At 62.6% G+C, this 20,382-nt stretch carries 19 protein-coding genes; 10 read left to right on the top strand and 9 right to left on the bottom strand.

What is annotated here, in order from left to right; all coding sequences use genetic code 11:
- Positions 1 to 453 precede the first annotated feature (453 nt).
- On the top strand, positions 454 to 756 hold the full coding sequence (locus FFS21_RS28895; protein ID WP_137928124.1) for a hypothetical protein: 303 nt from the start codon (positions 454 to 456) through the stop codon (positions 754 to 756).
- 29 nt (positions 757 to 785) lie between these two features.
- Here FFS21_RS28895 and FFS21_RS28890 read toward each other — a convergent pair whose 3' ends face one another.
- The 6 genes from FFS21_RS28890 to FFS21_RS28865 form a co-directional block, all read right to left on the bottom strand.
- Positions 786 to 1,499 carry an ABC transporter ATP-binding protein gene (locus tag FFS21_RS28890; RefSeq protein WP_137928123.1) on the bottom strand — a complete coding sequence of 238 codons (714 nt, stop codon included), beginning with the start codon at positions 1,497 to 1,499 and terminating at the stop codon, positions 786 to 788.
- A complete protein-coding gene (locus FFS21_RS28885; protein WP_137928122.1) occupies positions 1,496 to 2,275 on the bottom strand; it encodes an ABC transporter ATP-binding protein in 780 nt (259 codons plus the stop codon). Before FFS21_RS28885 ends, FFS21_RS28890 begins: the two co-directional genes overlap by 4 nt.
- Positions 2,272 to 3,585, bottom strand: a complete 1,314-nt coding sequence (locus FFS21_RS28880; protein WP_137928121.1) for a branched-chain amino acid ABC transporter permease — start codon at positions 3,583 to 3,585, stop codon at positions 2,272 to 2,274. The genes FFS21_RS28885 and FFS21_RS28880 overlap by 4 nt, the downstream gene beginning before the upstream one ends.
- Positions 3,586 to 3,588: 3 nt before the next feature.
- Positions 3,589 to 4,536 carry a branched-chain amino acid ABC transporter permease gene (locus tag FFS21_RS28875; protein WP_137928120.1) on the bottom strand — a complete coding sequence of 316 codons (948 nt, stop codon included), beginning with the start codon at positions 4,534 to 4,536 and terminating at the stop codon, positions 3,589 to 3,591.
- 145 nt (positions 4,537 to 4,681) lie between these two features.
- Positions 4,682 to 5,941: a branched-chain amino acid ABC transporter substrate-binding protein gene (locus FFS21_RS28870; RefSeq protein WP_137928119.1), complete on the bottom strand. Its 1,260-nt coding sequence runs from the start codon at positions 5,939 to 5,941 to the stop codon at positions 4,682 to 4,684.
- 163 nt (positions 5,942 to 6,104) lie between these two features.
- On the bottom strand, positions 6,105 to 7,730 hold the full coding sequence (locus FFS21_RS28865; RefSeq protein ID WP_137928118.1) for a 3-(methylthio)propionyl-CoA ligase: 1,626 nt from the start codon (positions 7,728 to 7,730) through the stop codon (positions 6,105 to 6,107).
- A gap of 321 nt (positions 7,731 to 8,051) precedes the next feature.
- Here FFS21_RS28865 and FFS21_RS28860 point away from each other — a divergent pair, with 321 nt between their 5' ends.
- From FFS21_RS28860 to FFS21_RS32765, 8 genes are all read left to right on the top strand, one after another.
- Complete coding sequence (locus tag FFS21_RS28860) at positions 8,052 to 9,602, top strand: protein adenylyltransferase SelO (protein WP_137928117.1); 1,551 nt, start codon at positions 8,052 to 8,054, stop codon at positions 9,600 to 9,602.
- Positions 9,603 to 9,683: 81 nt separating this feature from the next.
- Positions 9,684 to 10,091, top strand: a complete 408-nt coding sequence (gene msrB, locus FFS21_RS28855; RefSeq protein ID WP_137928116.1) for a peptide-methionine (R)-S-oxide reductase MsrB — start codon at positions 9,684 to 9,686, stop codon at positions 10,089 to 10,091.
- Positions 10,092 to 10,198: 107 nt separating this feature from the next.
- On the top strand, positions 10,199 to 10,753 hold the full coding sequence (locus tag FFS21_RS28850; protein ID WP_137928115.1) for a septation protein A: 555 nt from the start codon (positions 10,199 to 10,201) through the stop codon (positions 10,751 to 10,753).
- Between the two features lie 52 nt (positions 10,754 to 10,805).
- The gene (locus FFS21_RS28845; RefSeq protein WP_137928114.1) at positions 10,806 to 11,120 is read left to right on the top strand and encodes a BolA family protein; all 315 of its coding nucleotides are present in this window, start codon (positions 10,806 to 10,808) and stop codon (positions 11,118 to 11,120) included.
- Between the two features lie 4 nt (positions 11,121 to 11,124).
- Entirely contained in the window at positions 11,125 to 11,919 is a 795-nt protein-coding gene (locus tag FFS21_RS28840; protein ID WP_137928113.1) for a peptidylprolyl isomerase, read from the top strand.
- A gap of 188 nt (positions 11,920 to 12,107) precedes the next feature.
- The gene (locus FFS21_RS28835; protein WP_137928112.1) at positions 12,108 to 12,449 is read left to right on the top strand and encodes a hypothetical protein; all 342 of its coding nucleotides are present in this window, start codon (positions 12,108 to 12,110) and stop codon (positions 12,447 to 12,449) included.
- 133 nt (positions 12,450 to 12,582) lie between these two features.
- On the top strand, positions 12,583 to 13,029 hold the full coding sequence (locus FFS21_RS28830; RefSeq protein ID WP_137928111.1) for a hypothetical protein: 447 nt from the start codon (positions 12,583 to 12,585) through the stop codon (positions 13,027 to 13,029).
- Positions 13,030 to 13,058: 29 nt separating this feature from the next.
- Positions 13,059 to 13,193 (top strand): hypothetical protein, encoded by a 135-nt coding sequence (locus tag FFS21_RS32765; RefSeq protein ID WP_255459310.1) that lies wholly within the window; start codon positions 13,059 to 13,061, stop codon positions 13,191 to 13,193.
- Between the two features lie 72 nt (positions 13,194 to 13,265).
- On the opposite strand, the gene purL is transcribed toward FFS21_RS32765, so the two are convergent.
- The 3 genes from purL to FFS21_RS28815 all read right to left on the bottom strand — a co-directional run bounded on the left by purL (position 13,266) and on the right by FFS21_RS28815 (position 18,892).
- Positions 13,266 to 17,312: a phosphoribosylformylglycinamidine synthase gene (gene purL, locus FFS21_RS28825; RefSeq protein ID WP_137928110.1), complete on the bottom strand. Its 4,047-nt coding sequence runs from the start codon at positions 17,310 to 17,312 to the stop codon at positions 13,266 to 13,268.
- A gap of 121 nt (positions 17,313 to 17,433) precedes the next feature.
- Positions 17,434 to 18,057 (bottom strand): winged helix DNA-binding protein, encoded by a 624-nt coding sequence (locus FFS21_RS28820; protein ID WP_137928109.1) that lies wholly within the window; start codon positions 18,055 to 18,057, stop codon positions 17,434 to 17,436.
- 127 nt (positions 18,058 to 18,184) lie between these two features.
- Entirely contained in the window at positions 18,185 to 18,892 is a 708-nt protein-coding gene (locus tag FFS21_RS28815) for a 4'-phosphopantetheinyl transferase family protein (RefSeq protein ID WP_137928108.1), read from the bottom strand.
- A gap of 357 nt (positions 18,893 to 19,249) precedes the next feature.
- Between FFS21_RS28815 and FFS21_RS28810 the strand changes: the two genes are divergently transcribed.
- Entirely contained in the window at positions 19,250 to 20,221 is a 972-nt protein-coding gene (locus FFS21_RS28810; RefSeq protein WP_137928107.1) for a TRAP transporter substrate-binding protein, read from the top strand.
- Positions 20,222 to 20,382 lie beyond the last annotated feature (161 nt).

Here is a 20,382-nt window from a genome sequence, read left to right as displayed (position 1 = left end):
GTTGTACGAAGACCGATTTACCCACCCGCACCTCTGAGAGAATGCAGGCTTGCCAATCCATTCGACCGGCAAGCCTCTAGCTGTCCTGCACACAAAAAAACTGACAGGCCCTAGCTATCAAACTTCTGCCCCGCGTCATCACCCTCATCTTGGCCGCCCTTGTCGCGCCAGGCATGGCCCAGCACCTGATATCGGGCCTGTACCCACACCTCACTGGCGCGATCGTGGCCTATCTTGCCAGCTCGCTACTAGCTCTTGGATCCATGGCATGGCCGTCTCGGTTGAATGCCACGCGATGGTATCTATGTGGGCCGTTCTTCGCGCTAACAACGCTGGGAATAGTATTTTCCCACTGCTCCATCTGCTGGTCGGGACTGTTCAAGGTCCATGAGTGGCTAGGAACAGACCCATATTCTTGATGGGTTCCGCAGGCTGCTTGACCTCACGTCCGGAATGCCTGACTTCGTCGACTATTTCCTTGAATATGGCAAAACATGGACCTTTGCGTCCGCTACTGAAGTTGCGGCGCGCGCAATCGTGGGCGTTCTCGCACTCTTAATGGTAGTGGCCATGGCCCTCCACCTGATTGATGGCACCTATCGCGAGTATTACTGGTACGTCGTGGCGTACCTGGCAGTTGCAATCCCCGCGTCGGTGGGCCTGCTTTGGCCCGGCACCCGACCGCGAGTTCGCTGGTCACTCGCCGCACCTTTTGTCTTCATGACCTTTGCCGGTCTCATGGAAGCCTGGGGGTAGGCAAGAGAGGATCCTCGCCTCCCAAACCCCTAAACCTCCAACCACTCCTTCCTCACCTGCGCATTCGCCTTCAGATCCCTCGGCGTTCCTTCGAAGACGATATGCCCGTGTCCCATCACATAAACCCGCTGCGAGATGTCCAGTGCGATAGCGAGTTTCTGTTCGATCAGCAGCACCGACACGCCGCGTTCCTTGAGCGTTTTCAGGAAATCGCCGACCAGCGTGACGATCATCGGGGCGAGGCCCTCGGTGGGTTCGTCGATCAAGATCAGGTCGGGGTCGCCCATCAGGGTGCGGCAGAGCGTCAGCATCTGCTGCTCGCCGCCCGATAGCACGCCGGCCGATGTGTTCTCGCGCTCTTTCAGGCGGGGGAACATCCGATACATGTCCTCCACGGTCCAGCGCGGCTTCTGCTGGCGCGGGTTGCGTTTTTCGCCGAGTAGCAGGTTCTGGCGGACGGTCAGCGTCGGGAAAATGTCGCGGTTCTCGGGTACGTAGCCGATGCCTGCGTGGGCGATTTCGAACGTGCGCCGTCCGAGCATTTCCTGGCCACGGAACTTTACCGAACCTTCCGCGCGAACCATGCCGAGGATGGCCTTGGCCATGGTCGAGCGTCCCACGCCATTGCGGCCGAGCAGCGCCACGATCTCGCCATCGTCGATATGCGCATCCACACCATGCAGGATGTGGCTCTTGCCGTAATAGGCGTGCAGACCGGAAACTTCGAGCATGGGCTGGCTCATCCGAGCGCTCCTTCTTCGGCGTGTTCGTCGAGCGTGGTGCCGAGGTAGGCTTCCTTGACGCTCCGATTGTTGCGGATGGCTTCGGGGGTGTCGGTGGCGATGACCTCGCCGTAGACCAGCACCGAGATGCGATCGGCAAGGCCGAACACCACGCTCATGTCGTGCTCCACCATCACCAGCGTCTTGCCTGCCGTGACCTTGCGGATCAGTTCCACTGCGTGGTCCGATTCCGAGCGGCTCATGCCCGCCGTGGGTTCATCGAGCAGGATCACGTCGGCGCCGCCCGCAATCGTGATGCCGATTTCCAGTGCGCGCTGTTCGGCGTAGGTCAGCAGGCCGGCCTGCGAATTGCGCCGATGCTGCATGCCGATCAACTCCAGCACCTCGTCGGCGCGCTCCTTGGCGTCGCGCAGCGCCGAGAGCCTGTGCCAGAACGAATACTTGTAGCCGAGCGACCAGAGCACCGCGCAGCGCAGGTTCTCGAACACCGACAGCCGATGAAAGATGTTGGTGATCTGGAAGCTGCGCGACAAACCCATTCGATTGATCTCGAATGGTCGCAGTCCCGCAATGCTCTGCCCGTTCAGCTTCACCACGCCCGACGTCGGCGCAAACCGCCCCGAGATCAGATTGAACGTGGTGGACTTGCCAGCGCCGTTCGGGCCGATCAGCGCGTGGCGCTCGCCCTTGCCGATCGTCAGCGTGACGCCACGAATGATTTCGGTCTGGCCGAACTTCTTGCGGACGTCGGAAAGCTCCAGTGCGGCCACTGTCATGCCAGTCCTCCCGTTTCGGCCTGGATGGCGTCAAGTTGCGCGCGGACCTTCGATCCGGCCCATCGCCATGCCAGGCACCCTACCGCCCACAGCACTGCCGCCACAATCCACGGCGTCAGCGTGCCCGCATCGAAGGCAATGCCGAACAGGCTCATGACGGTGCCGTTGGCACTATCTACCTGCACCTTGTAGATCAGTTCGACGCTCAGGATCGCAGCGGCAAGCAGAATCACCCCCGCCACAGCGCCCTGGGCATAAGACGGCAGCATCCGGCCGAACTGCTTCTTCGCCACGAGCGGCAATTGCATCAGCAGCAGGCTGGCAATGCCACCCGGCACGAACATCACCATCATCACGAAGAAGAGCCCGAGATATAGCAGCCACGCCTTGGTCAGATCGGACAATGCCACCGCGAACAGCGTGAAGACGATGGCGCCGATCACGGGACCGAAGAACACGCCGGCACCGCCGATGAACGCGGCCAGCAGCACGCCGCCGGAGCGCACCGCGCTGACGTTCTCGGCGGAAACGATCTCGAAGTTGATGGCCGACAACGCACCAGCAATGCCCGCGAAGAACGCCGACAGGATCAGCACCAGATAGCGCACGCGCTGCGTGTTGTAGCCGATGAATTCCACGCGCTCGGGGTTGTCGCGCACGGCATTGGCGATTCGGCCCAACGGTGTCTGCGTCCACGCGTACATGGCCACCATCGACACGAAGCACCAGATCGCGATCAGGTAGTACACCTGCCGGCCCGGACCGAATGTCAGGCCGAGGAATGATTCACCCACCACGCGATTGGTGGAAATGCCACCCTCGCCGCCGAAGAAATCCGGGAACATCAGCGAACTCGCGAAGACCATTTCGCCGATACCCATCGTGATCATCGCGAAGGTCGTGCCGGATTTTTTCGTCGTCACATAACCGAACAGCACGCCGAAGAACGCGCCAGCCAACCCGCCCACCAGCGGCAGCATCGACACCGGCAACCAGACCTTGCCTGCGCCCACCATGTTCAGCACATGCACCGCGATAAACGCGCCAAGGCCCGAATACACGGCATGCCCGAACGAGAGCATGCCGGTCTGGCCCAGCAGCATGTTGTAGGACAGCGCGAAAATGATCATGATGCCCATCTGCGACATCAGGGTCACCGCGAAGCCGCCGGTGAAGATCAGCGGCATCACGATCATCAGCAGCGCCGTGATCGACCAGATCACCCAGCGCGCCAGGTTCAGCGGCCGGTAGCGCATCGTGCGGCCCGTGATCACGGGCGCGGAGCTTTGTTGCATCGCTGTGGACTCCATGGCTCAGCTCTCCCGGGTACCCATCAGGCCGCGCGGGCGGAAGATCAGCATCACCACGAGCAGCAGGTAAGGCAGTACCGGAGCAACCTGGGCCACGGTGAGCTTCCAGACCGAACTGAATGGCGTGGCATCGGTAACGGCGACACCGAAGGCACCGAACAATCCGGCCAGCGAGGCATCGATTGTTACCGCAAAGGTCTGCAGCACGCCGATCAGGATCGATGCGATGAACGCCCCGACCAGTGATCCCATGCCCCCTACCACGGCTACCACGAACACGATGGAACCGACCGCTGCCGCCATCGACGGCTCGGTGACGAATGCATTCCCGCCAATGACGCCGGCCAGCCCGGCCAGCGCCGCACCACCGCCGAAAACCATCATGAACACGCGCGGCACGTTGTGGCCCAATGCCTCGACCGTTTCCGGATGCGTCAGTGCCGCCTGGATGACCAGGCCGATGCGTGTACGCGTCAGCACAAGGTAGATCGCCACCAGCATGCCCAGCGAAACGAGCATCATGAACGCGCGATATTTTGGGAAAGAGGACGTGAAGACCGTGAACAGCGGACCATCCAGTTCGGCCGGTATCCGGTACGGCACGGCGGCCAGTCCCCAGACGAGTTTTACACCTTCCTCGATCAGATAAGCCAATCCGAACGTGAACAGCAGTTCGGCCACGTGCCCGTATTTATGGACGGTGCGAAGTCCGAACCTTTCCACGAGTGCGCCCGCAGCGGCCACCAGCAACGGCGCGAAGATCAGCGCCGGCCAGAAACCGATCTTGGAAGCGATGGTGTAGGCAAAGTAGGCGCCCAGCATATAGAAGCTGGCATGCGCAAAGTTCAGCACGCCCATCATGCTGAAAATCAGGGTGAGCCCCGACGACAGCATGAACAGCAGCAGCCCGTAGCTGAGGCCGTTCAGCAGCGAGATGACGAAGAATTCCACGGCAAAGTCCCCGGTCCGGAGCCTGGTTCGACAAAGGCGACATTGTCAGGGGTTCCCGCGCTGGCGGGAACCCTTCGCGCGCACAAGGCGTGGAGATTGAGCCGGCAACGCTCGGCTCACTCCCAGCCCGACTTCAGCGTGCAGGCTATTGCGACGATCCTGGCCGCTTCATCTGGCAGGAGGTGGGCTGCGCGGCCACGAACTGGTCGAGCGCGGCATCGGTCTTCCAGCCGTACCCGGTGTTCTCCTGGTCGTACTTGACGTCCTTGCCGTTAACCTTGGTCCAGGTGGCCACCACCAGCGGCTGCTGGGCCTGGTGGTCGGACGCGCGCATTTCCACGGTGCCGTTCAGGCTTTCCACCTTGATGTTCTCAAGCGCCTTGGCCACCTTGACCGGATCGGTCGAGCCGGTGTCCTTGAAAGCCTTTGCCAGCATGGCGATGCCCGTGTACGACGCCATCACGTAGAAATCGTCGTTGTACTTCTTCTTGTAGCCTTCGATCACGTCGGCACCCTTGAAGCCGGCGTTGTTGGGGTTGTAGTAGCCCACGTACTTGACGTGCTCCGCACCGGCCGCGCCCATGGCTGTCGGCACGCCCGTGGTGCCGGCGTAATACGTGTAGTAGTCCACGGGCAGGCCCGCGTCCTTGCCGGCCTTGATCAGCAATGCCAGGTCGCTGCCCCAGTTGCCGGTGATGACCGTATCGGCCCCGGCCGCCTTGATCTTGGCCGCGTACGGCGCAAAGTCCTTGACCTGTGCCAGCGGGTGCAGGTCCTCCCCCACGATCTGGATGTCAGGACGCTTGCGCTTGAGATAGTCCTTGGCGGCGCGCGCCACCTGATGGCCGAACGAGTAGTTCTGGTTGATCAGGTAGACCTTCTTGACCTTCGGATCCTTGGCCAGGAACGTGGTCAGCGCCTCCATCTTCATGTCCGAGTTGGCGTCGAGCCGGAAATGCCAGTAGTTGCACTTGCTGTTGGTCATGTCCGGGTCCACCGCCGCGTAGTTCAGGTAGACGATTTCCTTGCCCGGATTGCGCTCGTTGTGCTTGGCCACTGCATCTTCGAGCGCCAGGCCCACCGACGAGCCGTTGCCCTGCACGATGTAGCGGATATTCTGGTCGACCGCCTGCTTGAGGATAGTGAGGCTTTCCTGCGGGCTCAGCTTGTTGTCGAAGCCGACCACCTCGAACTTGTGTGCTCCACCCCAGTTCTTCTGGTTAGCCAGTTCCGCCACGTACTGCCAGCTTTTGAGCTGGTTCTGCCCAACCGGGGCCATCAGGCCCGACAGCGGATCGATGAAGGCGATCTTCACCGTATCGGCAGCCGCCACGCCAGACACCAGCGCCGAACCCATCAGAACGACTGCAGCCACTCCGGTTACCAGCGGACGCAACTTGGTCATACCTGTCTCCTTCGATTATTGTCGTTGGCGAATCGCAGCGGCCGGCGCCCTCCAGTGCGCGGACGGCCGTCTTCGCGAGATCCCGCGCTCTTTGGCGTGAATCCCGCAAACTGGCGCTGCCTGGTCCTGTGCGGAAATGCCCCGGATCACTCCGGGGCACCCATCAGGCGCCGGGCAGCCGGTAGTCCTTGAACTGCTCCCGCAGCTTGAGTTTCTGCATCTTGCCGGTGGCCGTCAGCGGAATTTCGGTCACGAAGGCGACATCATCGGGAATCCACCACTTGGCGACCTTGCCCTCGAAGAAGGCCAGCAATTCCTCGCGCGTGACGTTGGTGTCCGGGCGCTTGACCACCACCAGCAACGGGCGCTCGTCCCATTTCGGGTGGAAGGCAGAAATGCAGGCGGCCATGTGAACGGCCGGATGCGCAGCGGCCACGTTCTCGACATCGATCGACGAAATCCATTCGCCACCAGACTTGATCACGTCCTTGCTGCGATCCGTGATCTGCATGTAGCCCTCTGGATTGATCGTAGCCACGTCGCCAGTGGGGAACCAGCCGTCCACGAGCGGGCTGCCTTCGGCCCGGTAGTACTTGCTGATGACCCACGGCCCGCGCACCAGCAGATCGCCGAACGCTTTGCCGTCCCACGGCAATTCGTTGCCTTCGCCATCGACGATCTTCATGTCGACGCCATATATGACGCGACCTTGCGTCTCCAGGATCTTGTGGCGTTCGTCCTCGGACAGATCCTTGTGCCTTGCCAGCAGCTTGCACGAGGTGCCCAGCGGCGACATTTCCGTCATGCCCCAGGCATGGATCACTTCCACGTCGAGCGCTTCCAGCGCGCGGATCATCGCGGGCGGCGCCGCCGAACCACCGATCACGGTGCGGCGGAACGTGGAGAATGTCAGATTGTTCGTCTTCACATGCTGCAGCAGGCCCAGCCATACCGTCGGCACACCGGCGGAGAACGTCACGCCCTCCTGTTCGAACAATTCATAGAGCGAGGCACCATCGAGCTTGGCGCCCGGGAATACGAGCTTGGCGCCGACCAGCGGCACCGAGTAAGGCAGGCCCCACGCATTGACGTGGAACATCGGCACGACGGGCAGGATCACGTCCTTGGCCGAGCAACCCAGCGCATCGGGCAACGCCGACGCATAGGAATGCAGCACCGTGGAGCGATGCGAGTACAGCGCGCCCTTCGGATTGCCCGTGGTGCCCGACGTGTAGCAGAGGCTCGACGCGAGGTTCTCGTCGAACTCCGGCCACTCGTAGTTGCCATCGTGACGGTCGATCAAGTCTTCGTAGCAGATCAGATCGACCTTGGATTCGGCGGGCATATGGGCCCGGTCGCTCATCAGCACCCAGCCCTTCACGTTCGGGCAGTGCGGCGCCACGCCTTCCACCAGCGGCAGGAAGGTGGCGTCGAAGAACACATAGCGGTCTTCGGCGTGATTGACGATGTAAGCGATTTGCTCGGGGAACAGTCGCGGATTGATCGTATGGCAAACCGCACCCGAGCCGGACACGGCGTAATAGATCTCAAGGTGCCGGTAGCCGTTCCACGCCAGCGTGCCCACACGCTCGCCCTGCCCCACGCCCAGCGCCCCGAGTGCCTGGGCCAGCTTGCGGGCACGCAGTTCACAATCGGCATACGTATAGCGGTGCAGGTCGCCCTCGGTACGGCGAGAGACGATTTCCGTGCTCCCGTAGTAACGGGCGGCGTGCTTGATGATGGAGGAAATGAGCAGCGGCGCGCTCATCATTTGACCCATCAATGCCATGAAACGGTCTCCTTGTTCTATGTTCGGGCACGAAAAACGAACAATCGTTCTTATTTTTGACCAATCGTTCCCTCGCGCGGCGAATGCGTCGACAAAAGCGAATAGCGGTTGAAAAAATCGATGAACTGACGCGCAAGAGGCTCTCTCCAACCGCTTGCGGACCCTGCCATGCATGGGATTGATGTCCGCCATTTGCAGCGCTTTTCGATGGTCTGCGTTGCGGCGGAAACCCTTGGCCAACAGGGGAAAACCGGTGCAAGTACAATACTGCGACCCCTGACGCGCCTCAATATGTCGTTTTCCCCTAGCGCCGCCGCCCCCATGCCCACTGACTCCACCGAAGCCCTCCCCCGCACCGCCTGCGCTGTTCCGTTCACTACGGCGCCCGGCATTGCCGCGCTGGGCGAACGCTTTTTTACGCGCCTCGCCCCCACACCACTGCCTTCCCCCTATCTGGTCAGCGCGGCGCCTGCGGCAGCCGCATTGCTCGGCTGGGATGAAGCGGGACTGGCCCGCGCCGCGCAGGATCCTGCATTCCTCGATGCGTTCATCGGCAATGGCGTGCCCGACTGGTCCGATCCGCTGGCCACCGTGTATTCCGGCCACCAGTTCGGCGTATGGGCGGGCCAGCTTGGCGATGGCCGCGCAATCCGCATTGCCGAGGCACAGCGACCCGATGGCCCGTGGGAAATCCAGCTCAAGGGCGCCGGACTGACGCCGTACTCGCGCATGGCCGATGGCCGCGCGGTGCTGCGTTCTTCGATTCGCGAATACCTGTGCTCGGAAGCCATGTACGCACTCGGCGTGCCCACGACGCGAGCGATGTCGATCATCGGCTCGGATGCGCCGGTCCGCCGCGAGACGCTGGAAACGTCCGCCGTGGTCACGCGCCTTGCGCCGAGCTTTATCCGCTTCGGACATTTCGAGCATTTCGCCGCGCGCGAGGATCATGCCAGCCTGAAGCAACTGGCCCATTTCGTGATCGACCGCTTTTATCCGGCTTGCCGCGATGACGCCAGCCCCTATCAGGCACTACTGCGCGAAGTATCGCTGCTGACTGCCGACATGGTGGCGCACTGGCAGGCAGTAGGGTTCTGCCACGGCGTAATGAACACCGACAATATGTCGATCCTCGGCCTGACCATCGACTACGGCCCGTTCGGCTTTCTCGATGCATTCGACGCCAACCACATCTGCAACCATTCGGATCAGCAGGGCCGCTACGCCTACAGCCAGCAGCCGCAGATCGCGTTCTGGAATCTGCATTGTCTGGCTCAGGCACTGCTGCCACTGTGGCGCGAGACCGATGCAGCGAATCCCGAAGCGGCCAAGCAGGCTGCGATCGATCTGGCTCACGAGGCACTGGACCCCTTCCGCGACCGGTATGCCTCCGCCTTCTTCCGCCACTATCGCGCCAAGCTCGGCCTGCGCGCCGCTCAGGACGACGATGAAGCGTTGATGACCAGCCTGTTCCAGTTGCTGCACACGCACCGTATCGACTACACGCTGTTCTGGCGCAATCTCGCCGAAGTCAGCGCGAATGGTGCCGGGCAAGACGCGCCCGTGCGCGACCTGTTCATCGACCGCGCCGCCTGGGACGCCTGGGCGAGCGAATATCGGGCGCGGCTTCAGCAGGAACAGTCGGACGACGCCGCACGCGCCGTTGCCATGCGGCAGGTCAATCCCAAGTACGTATTGCGCAATCACCTGGCCGAAACCGCGATCCGCGCCGCACGGGACAAGGACTTCTCGGAAGTGAACCGCCTGCTGGCCGTGCTGTCGAAGCCCTTCGACGAACAGCCCGAGGCAGCCCAGTATGCGGCGCTGCCGCCAGACTGGGCTTCCGGCCTTGAAGTCAGTTGCTCCTCGTAATTTCACGGCTTTCTTTCGCGCAGTTCATCCCCATATCGCCGAGGCAGCCCCTCCCCGGCCACAACAACGAGAGGAAACAAGATGACCACGACCAAGACCGACGCCGAATGGCGTGAGCAGCTTTCCGATATCGAATACCGCGTGGCACGTGAATCCGCCACCGAGCGGCCCTTCACGGGCAAGTACTGGGACCACTGGAACCAGGGCATCTACCATTGCGTGGGCTGCGGCACACCGCTGTTCGAGTCGGCGACCAAGTTCGACGCCGGCTGCGGCTGGCCAAGCTATTTCAAGCCGATCAACGGCGAGGTCATTGCCGAGCACGCCGACCACACGCACGGCATGACGCGCGTGGAAGTCCGATGCAAGGAATGCGGCAGCCATCTGGGCCATGTCTTCGAGGATGGCCCCGCGCCAACCGGTTTGCGCTATTGCATCAACTCGGCTGCGCTAAAATTCGACGATCGCGATCCGGACGAACGTGGGTGACCACCGCCGCACACTCCGGACGCCCGTCCAATCCGATGTGCGGATTGCCAGCGGGCCGGCCTTGCCGGCTGGCCCCTCACCTTGCGCGTCACTTTGACCATCACCGCATGAAATTTCTTTTCGACCTGTTCCCGGTCATCCTGTTTTTCGTCGCATTCAAGCTGTTCGGCATCTATCCCGCTACAGCGGTGGCCATCGCGGCCACGGTGCTGCAGATCGTCTGGGTCCGCATCCGGCACGGCAAGGTGGAGCCGATGCAATGGGTCAGCCTGCTGATCATCGGTGTCTTCGGCGGCGCCACGATCGTGCTGCACAACGACACGTTCATCAAATGGAAGCCGACGGTGCTGTACTGGCTGTTTGCCGTGACGCTGATCGGATCGGTCATCGGCTGGCGCAAGAACCTGATCCGCGCCATGATGGAAAAACAGGTCACGCTGCCCGAACCGATGTGGGGCAAGCTCAACGCTGCCTGGGCCGCGTTCTTTGCGCTGATGGGCGTGCTGAACCTGTACGTGGCGTACCAGTTCTCGACCGATACCTGGGTCAATTTCAAGCTCTTCGGCGGCATGGGACTGATGGCGGTATTCATCGTGGCACAGAGCCTCTGGCTGTCGCGCCATATCCAGGAAACACCGTCGCAGGAAAGCGGTCCCAAGTAACGGGCGCCCACCTTTCTTTCCCTGTCCGTATTCCCTTATCAAGGATCTTCGTTTGGCAGCCGACCCCGTCCACATCGAGGCATTGCTACGCGCAGCGCTCTCCCCTTCCCACGTGCATGTCCATGACGACAGCGCCGCCCATGCCGGGCATGCCGGTGCGGCGTCCGGCGGGGGGCATTACAACGTCCTGATCGTCAGCGAGCGCTTTGCCGGTCACTCGCGCGTGGCGCGCCATCGTATGGTGTATGATGCGCTGCGCGAACTGTTCCCCGTGCAAATCCATGCGCTGGCAGTCATCGCACATACCGAACAAGAATATCAATCCCGCGAAGCATCACGCGACGCGACCCGCAACTCTCAGAACTGATTCCATGAAGACCACCGTCCTCTCGTTCAGCCTGGCGGCTGTGCTCGCTGCAGGCAGCCTGCCCGCATTCGCCCAGAACGCCGCCGTTGTGAATGGCAAGCCCATCCTGTCGGCAAAAGTGGACAAGCTGATCGCCGGCACCGGACAACCCGCGTCGCCCGAACTGCGCGACCGTGCCCGCACGATGCTGATCGACCGCGAACTGCTGCTGCAGGAAGCCACCAAGCGCGGCATCACGCAACGCGACGATATTCAGGAACAGCTCGAACAGGCCCGCCTGAACGTGCTGGCCGGTGCAGTGTTCGAGGACTACGTCCGCACGCACGGCGCCAATGACGAAGAACTGCGCAAGCAGTACGACAAGATCAAGACGCAGTTCGGCAACGGCAAGGAGTATCACGCCCGCCACATCCTGGTGGAAAAGGAAGCGGACGCCAAGGCCATCATCGCCAAGATCAAGGCCGGCGCCAAGTTCGAGGACCTGGCCAAGAGCTCGTCAAAGGACACCGGCTCCGCGGCCAACGGCGGCGATCTGGACTGGGCCAACAGCAGCAGCTACGTGCCGGAATTCTCCGCCGCGATGACCGGCCTGAAGAAGGGCCAGATGACAGACACGCCGGTCAAGACCCAGTTCGGCTGGCACATCATCGAACTCGTGGACACGCGCGACGCCAAGGTCCCGACCTTCGAGGAAGTGAAGCCGCAGCTGCAACAGATGCTGATGGGCGATCAGGCATGGCAGCGCGAGCAGTTCCAGGCCATGATGAAGTCGATCAAGGACAAGGCGAAGATCCAGTAACGGGCGCCTTTCCCGCTACCACAGTAAAAAAAGCCGGCACCTGAGTGCCGGCTTTTTCATTTGGCTCAGTAGATATGCGCGCTCGTGAACATTTGGCACCCAACGGGCGTGCGAGGTTTAGTACCATCTCTGAACCATCGGCATTGGGGCCGGGGTAACTTGCGCGATGCTGTCAGGAGACGTCTTTCATGGGGGCCACTAGCGGCTACTGGAACATGTGGCACCTCTACTCGCGCGGCATCGTCTATTGCGCGCTCGGCATGCCCCATATCGCCTGCACCGGCGACCACTGGCGCCAGATCCATCCTCACCTCCCCACGCGCGACCGCTACGCGCAATCAAAGGCCCTGCAGGCGACTATCGCGTTCATGGAAGTCCGCGGCGAAATCAAGGTGCCACCCGATGCGGACCGCCTGCGACTGCTTTACTCCCGCTATCTGCCGTGGAGCGCACGGGTCGAAGTGACCGCACCCAAGACGGACAACTACGCGCGCAATCACCCTTCCTACCAGCATACGGACGTCGCTTGAGAATCCTCTCAAATCGTCCATGATCAAGCGCAAACCGCCCCTCATCGGACACCAAAAGTTCACAAATTCGGTCTAGGCGCATGTGCTGAAAGCGCCTAGCATGGCTGCGTCCATTTCATTTCGAAGGAGCGCCATGGCCCACGTGTTCGACCTGTTCGGCTGGTTCCTCTTCAACGTCGCCATTCCGCTGCTCGCCCCGCTCGCGCTGCTGCCGTTGGCGCGCTTCGCAGAGTTCTCACGCTCGCGAAGCAACGGCATCGTCCGACGATCGGTCGAAAACGGTCAGTTGCTGTGGGCGGCAATTCCGATGAGTGCGGCGGGCTGCCATGTGCTCGCAGGGTGGATCGATCAGGCGACTGGCGGAAGGCAGTTGGCGTGGAGCCTGCTTGCTATCAACGTGTTCATCATTGTCGCGGGGTCCGTACTGGTAATGCTGGGCTCTCTCCATAGCGCTCCACGCCGCCGGCGCCGCCAGCACATGGGTACCCACCGCATCATCCAGGGTTCCATTGCGATCAGCCTCGCCAGTGCCATTACAACCTCTGTCGCGCATGCCACGCTGATTTCTAAACACTGTTAACCACTTTGCAATTCATTCAGGAGAAAGATATGAAGGCCTTCTTTATACGCATGGTCGACGATGACGATTTTCAAGGAAAGGTCGTGATTCGCGTTTCCTGCGCGATCCTCGGCTGCTCTCTGATTCTGATGGTCTGGGGTATCTACGACATCGCCACACGTTAATGTCCCGCCCAAAGAAAAACGCCTGCAATTGCAGGCGTTTTCCATTTACCAGCCAGACGTAGCTACGTCCGCTCAGCCCACCCACTTGCGGGCATTGCGGAACATGCGCATCCACGGGCTACCGCCACCGGGGATGTCCTTCCATGCGTCCGGTGCCCAGCTCATCGTTGCGGTGCGGAACACGCGCTCCGGGTGCGGCATCAGTGCCGTGAAGCGGCCGTCAACGGTAGTGACCGAGGTGATGCCTTCCGGCGAACCGTTCGGGTTCAGCGGATAGGTTTGCGTCACGGCACCGCGGTTATCGACGAAGCGCAATGCCACGTTGACCTTGCCGATATCGCCTTGCTGCGAGAAGTCGGCGAAACCTTCACCGTGCGCCACGGCGATAGGAATGCGGCTGCCTTCCATGCCGGCGAAGAAGATCGACGACGACTGCTGCACCTCCACCGTCACGAAGCGGGCTTCGTATTGCTCCGACTGGTTGCGCGTGAACTTCGGCCATGCACCGGCGCCCGGGATGATCGGGGCCAGGTTGCTCAGCATCTGGCAACCATTGCACACGCCCAGCGCGAACGTGTCGTGGCGGTTGAAGAACGCGGCAAACTGCTCGGCCATCTGGCCATTGAACAGGATCGTCTTGGCCCAGCCTTCGCCGGCGCCCAGCACGTCACCGTAGCTGAAACCGCCGCAGGCCACGAAGCCCTTGAAGTCCGCCAGGCTGGCACGGCCCGCGATCAGGTCGCTCATGTGGACGTCGACCGTGTCGAAACCGGCCAGGTCCATGCTGTAGGCCATTTCGATCTGCGAGTTCACGCCCTGCTCGCGCAGGATCGCCACGCGCGGACGATTGCCAGTAGCGATGAACGGCGCGGCGATGTCCTGAGCCGGATCGAACGTCAGCACGGGGCTAATGCCGGGGTCTGCCGCGTCGAGTACGCGGTCGTATTCGCTGTCGGCGCAGGCTGGGTTGTCGCGCAGGCGCGCAATGCGCCAGCTGACTTCCGACCACGTACGTTGCAGGTCCGCACGCGGCGCACCGAACACCTTCTTGGCATCGCGGTACACCTCGATCTGGTCTGTCGTGTTCGGCTTGCCGATCACGTGGCTGCAAGCGGACAGGCCCGCTTCGCGCAGCACCGCAAACACGGCGTCGCGTTCTTCCTGACGCACCTGGATCACCGCACCGAGCTCTTCGGAGAACAGCGCGCGCAACGTCTGGTCGTTGCGGCGCTCGGCAATCTGCTGCGTCCAGTTCTTGGCGTCGCCGTAATCCTGCTCCTGCGTCGGATCGAGCGCGAGCATGTCGACGTTCAGCGAGACACCGGTACGGCCAGCAAAAGCCATTTCCGCCACGGCTGCCATAAAACCGCCGTCCGAGCGATCATGGTAGGCCAGCAGCTTGCCTTCGCGGTTCAGGCGCTGGATCACGTTGAAGAAGTTCTTCAGGTCTTCGGGGCTATCGACGTCCGGCACGCTGTCGCCCACCTGCTGCGACACCAGTGCCAGGATGCTGCCACCCATACGATGCTTCGCACGGCCCAGGTCGATCGCGATCAGCGTGGTGTCACCGAGATCGGTGCGCAGTTGCGGCGTCAGCGTGTTATTGACGTCGTCCACGGCGGCGAAGGCCGAGATGATCAGCGAGACCGGCGCCACCACTTCCTTGTCGCCATCGGCATCGCTCCACTTGGTGCGCATCGACAGCGAATCCTTGCCCACCGGAATGCTGATGCCGAGTGCCGGGCACAGTTCCATGCCCACGGCATGCACGGTGTCATACAGCTTGGCATCCTCGCCATCCACACCACACGCTGCCATCCAGTTGGCCGACAGCTTGACCTTGTTCAGGTCCTTCACCGGCGCGGCGGCCAGATTGGTCAGCGCCTCGCCAATTGCCATGCGGCCCGATGCGGCAGCATCGATGACGGCCAGCGGCGTACGCTCGCCCATCGTCATCGCCTCACCGGCACGCCCCTTGTAGTCGAGCGTAGTCACGGCCACGTCGGCCACGGGCACCTGCCACGGGCCGACCATCTGATCGCGGGCATTCATGCCACCCACAGTACGGTCGCCGATGGTAATCAGGAACGATTTGCTGCCCACCGTGGGGTGGCGCAGCACATCGCGCACGGCCTGTTCCAGCGAGAGGCCGGTCACGTCCACCGGGGGCAGTTCCTGCTCCACGCGGCGCACGTCGCGATGCATGCGCGGCGGCTTGCCAAGCAGCACATCCATCGGCATATCGACAGCGAAGTGTTCCTTCAGCGATGCGTCGACATTGGCGTCGACGAGCTGCAATTGCTTCTCTTCCGTGGCAATACCGACCACGGCGAACGGCGAACGCTCGCGCTCGCACATGGCCCGGAAGCGCGGCAGATCGTTCGGTGCGATGGCCAGCACATAACGCTCTTGCGATTCGTTGCACCAGATCTCCGCCGGCGACAGGCCGGACTCTTCCAGATGCACCTGGCGCAGATCGAAGCGCGCGCCACGGCCAGCGCCATCCACCAGTTCGGGGAAGGCATTCGAGATACCACCCGCGCCGACGTCGTGGATCGACAGGATCGGGTTGTCTTCGCCCAGTTGCCAGCAAGCGTTGATGACTTCCTGCGCACGGCGTTCCATTTCCGGATTGCCACGCTGCACCGAATTGAAATCGAGTTCAGCGGTATTGGTGCCCGTCGCCATCGAGCTGGCGGCCCCGCCACCAATCCCGATGCGCATGCCCGGACCGCCTACCTGGATCAGCAGCGTGCCAGCCGGCAGCGGGTCCTTGTGCGTGTGATTGGCGTCGATGTTGCCGATGCCGCCGGCGATCATGATCGGCTTGTGATAGCCGCGCACGGTGCCGCCCACGTTCTGCTCGTAGACGCGGAAGTAGCCGCCCAGGTTGGCACGGCCGAATTCGTTATTGAACGCGGCGCCGCCGAGCGGGCCGTCAATCATGATCTGCAACGGCGAGGCGATGCGGTCCGGCTTACCGGTCACACCCGGCTTGTCGTCCGGGTTGCGATGGGCCATCGGCTGGGCCGCGTCACGCGCGTTTTCCCAGGATTCCACGGCATCCGGCAACATCAGGTTCGACACGGTGAAACCGGTCAGGCCGGCCTTGGGCTTGGCGCCCCGGCCCGTGGCGCCTTCGTCGCGGATTTCACCGCCAGCGCCGGTGGACGCACCCGGGAACGGCGAGATCGCCGTGGGGTGGTTGTGCGTTTCCACCTTCATCAGCGTATGGGTCAACGCCTCGTGGCGGCCATACTGCTGGCCGTCTCCGCGCGGGAACCAGCGCTCGGCCACATCGCCTTCCATCACGGCCGAGTTGTCCGAGTACGCGACGATGGAACCTTGCGGGTTCAACTGGTGCGTATTGCGGATCATCGCGAACAGCGACTTGTCCTGCGCCACACCGTCGATCGTCCAGGTCGCGTTGAAGATCTTGTGGCGGCAATGTTCGCTGTTGGCCTGCGCGAACATCATCAGTTCGACGTCAGTCGGGTTGCGACCCAGCTTGCCGTAGTTTTCCAGCAGGTAATCGATTTCGTCTTCCGACAACGCCAGGCCCATGGCCGTATTGGCATCCTCCAGCGCGGTGCGGCCGGCGGAGATGTCGATGAACTGCAGCGGCTTGGCCGGCAGTTCCTGGAACAGGCCGGCGGCCTCGTCGCGCGAGGCGATGACCGTTTCGGTCATGCGGTCGAACAGGTGTGCAGCCACGGCGGCGCGCGTGCCAGCGTCCAGCGTCTTGCGGCCGCGCAGCAGGCCCTTCTTGCAGATGACGGTGATTTCGATACCGCGCTCGACGCGGTGGACATGCGTCAGGCCGCAGTTATGGGCGATATCGGTGGCCTTGCTGGCCCACGGCGAAATCGTGCCGAAGCGCGGAATCACCACAAAGCGGTCGCCATCGGCCGGCGCCGTGAATGGTGCGCCGTAGGTCAGCATCGCGCCTATGCGCGTCTGTTCCTCGGCAGTGAGCGGGGTATCCGAATCGACAAAGTGCACGAACTGGCCATGCACCGATTCGATATCGGCGTCGATTTGCTGGAGAGCGGCAAGCAGGCGTTGCTGACGGAAGGCAGAAAGCGCCAAAGCGCCAGGGAAGCACGAAAAATGCGCCATGATCGGTACGGGCAGGAGGCTGGAGGGTCGGGGCTCGCGGCCGCCGGCACTGCTGAATGGAATGCCGGCTGGCGGAAAACCGCTATTGTACCTTGTTACACCGACCTCAACGCCGCCAATCTCAGAGAGAAGTCGCCGAGCGCGCGGCCTGCTCGTAGAGACCGGTCAATACGCGCAGCAAGCGCGCCAGTTCGCCGATTTCCACGTTCTCGTCGCTGCCCTCGGTGAAATTGCTCGTCAGGCACTGTTCGCGGATCTCGCGGTACCGGGCGCAGGCTTCCGTCCCGGCCGTCGTCGTGGCGTAAGTGGCTTCCTTGCCCACGCGCTCGCCCGCGACCAATCCCAGGCCAACAAGCTTCTTCAATGCGTAAGTGACGAGGTGAGTGTCTTCCACGTTGAGCACGAAGCAGATGTCCGCCAGCCGCTTGGCCCGGCCGCGATGGTTCACATGGTGCAGCACCAACACATCCAGGAAGGTCAGGTCGCGCACGCCGGCTGCGCCCATGCAGCGCACCACCCAGCGGCTGTAGGCGTTGTAGGCCGTGTTCAATCCGAACTCGAATTCGGAGAGCTCCGGGCTGCGTACCGAAACCAGATGTGACGAAGAGACGATATTGACGCCGGGGGCCCGGGTCAGCGGTGCGGGTCGCGCGCTGACGCCGCCGGTTGCGTCGGAACTCTCCAACACTTCGGAACCATGGGATGCAGCGTCTGCCTGACGGTCCTGCGCGGGCTTGCGTGGCATGGAAGCGAACCTTCTTTTCTGTGACGAGTGCGAGGGAATGCAGCATTTTATCGGCAAATCACCCTCGATCTGCGATCAAACCCGACGGAAATTGGGCCTTATGACGGGGCCGCCTGACCTCGCTCCCTCAGTCTTCTACCCATACCGCCGTGACCACCGCCTTCGGGGTCGCGGCAAAGCGAACCTCGAACAGCGTGCCAACGGGCCATCGCGCATGCCAATCGCAAGTCAGCGCCAGTTCCAGTACACCGGGTGCGCAGCCGGCCAGCCGCGCAGCCTCGAAATCGAAGAAGCGGCGCACAGTGGGGAACAGCGCCTTGTAGAGCGATTCCTTCGCGGAGAACAGCAGTGTCACAGCGTCGGCGCGGGCGCGCCCGAGGCCGGCAGCCAACGCCGCGATGTCTTCGGGCAATGCCACCATTGCGGCGATTTCCTCGGCACGGTCAGGCGCCAGCCACTGCTCCACGTCGATGCCAACGGCGCCGAGTTGTCCCACCTGCGCCACCGCTGCGGCCAACGCCACGGCCCGATCGGTCGTATGGCTGATCGAGCCGATCCAGCCGACCGGCCATACCGGCAGTCCTTCGTCATCACGGGCCGGGGTCACCGCCCCGGCACCCGCATGCACCAGTGCGTGGCGCGCGCAGTGCCGACCCGCGCGAAATTGGGTCCGGCGACGCGGTGACGCCGCAGCCAACGACGCAGGCAATGGCTCGTTCGCAAACGCCGATGCATCGTCGCTGCGCCACGTCACGGCATGCATCGACACGGTTGCAGGCAGGCCCAACCCGGCACGGAGCGTCTCCGAATCGAACCCGCATACTGCATTGTTCATGGCGTCCCTGGATCGAGGTTGAGCGGCAGCCGAGCGGCGGAACTCCGCATTGGCCTTGCCGCAACATACAGACCATCCCTATCTGTCGGGGCAGGCCGCTTCTTGTTAGGCTGAGGTGTCCCCGCGCGCACGCCCCGAACAGGCCGCAAGTGTAGCGTGCCGGGCACGAGCCTTGCATCAGCCCCGAACGTTCGACGTCGCGGCAGGTGGCCGAGCCACCACCATGTTGCGACCATTGAGGTGACCACAATCCTGCGCCATGTATCAGACAAAGCGACCATGGCGCGCTGGCAGTTCCAGGTAGTCCAACCCGCGCAGTCGGGCAGGCGCCCACGCGCAACACCAGGAGAGATCGAGATGCGAGTCAAGGCATTGGCAGTCGCGGCGGCGGCATTGCTGCTGGCCGCCACGGCGGCACGGGCAGACACCAAATGGGACCTCCCCACGGGCTACCCGGCCACCAACCTGCACACCGAAAACCTGCAACAGATGGCCGCGGATGTAGACAAGGCCACGGGCGGCAAGCTCAAGATCGTGATCCATCCGAATGGCTCGCTGCTCAAGGCCAACGAGATCAAGCGCGGGGTACAGACCGGCCAGGTACAGATGGGCGAGATCCTGATGTCGCTGCTGGCCAACGAGAATCCGGTCTTCGGCGTGGATGCGGTGCCGTTCCTGGCCACCAGCTATGCAGACTCCTACAAGCTCTGGCAGGCATCCAAACCCACCACGGACAAGGTACTGGACCGCCAGGGCATGAAGCTGCTCTACGCCGTGGCATGGCCGCCGCAAGGCATCTACGCGAACAAGCCGATCAACAGCGCCGCCGACATGAAGGGCCTCAAATGGCGCGCCTACAACCCGGCAACGTCGAAGATTGCCGAGATCGTGGGCGCCCAGCCCGTGACCATCCAGGCCGCCGACCTGGCGCAGGCTTTGGCTACCGGCACCGTGAACTCCTTCATGTCGTCCGGCGCCACGGGCGTGGACACCAAGGTCTGGGAATCGGTCAAGTACTTCTACACCGTCGATGCCTGGCTGCCCAAGAACATGCTGGTGGTCAGCAAGAAGGCCTTCAACGCGCTGGACAAGCCCACGCAGGATGCCCTGCTGAAGGCGGTAGCCGATGCCGAGAAACGCGGCTGGCAAATCTCCGAGCAGAAGACCAAGGAATACCTGGCCACGCTGGCGAAGAACGGCATGACCGTGGCGCCGCCGTCCGCGCAACTGAAGGGCGACATGCAGAAAGTGGGGGAGACCATGGTCAACGACTGGGCCAAGAGCGCGGGCGACGATGGCAAGGCCATCCTCGACGCCTACAAGAAATAGGCCATCGAAACAGGCAGCCGGCGGTAGACAGCCGCCGTTGCCGCAGTGCGCCTTGGCCCGGCGGGCATGCCTCGTGCAGCCTGCCGGGTTCTCTTTGTTCATGGTTGCGTGGGGCGATCTCAGGTCGCCGCGCGCATCACAGGTAGCCCGCCCCCCCATGC

Source organism: Cupriavidus sp. 2SB (assembly GCF_005503625.1).
Taxonomy (GTDB): Bacteria; Pseudomonadota; Gammaproteobacteria; order Burkholderiales; family Burkholderiaceae; genus Cupriavidus.
This window is presented reverse-complemented; position numbering and strand designations above follow the sequence as displayed.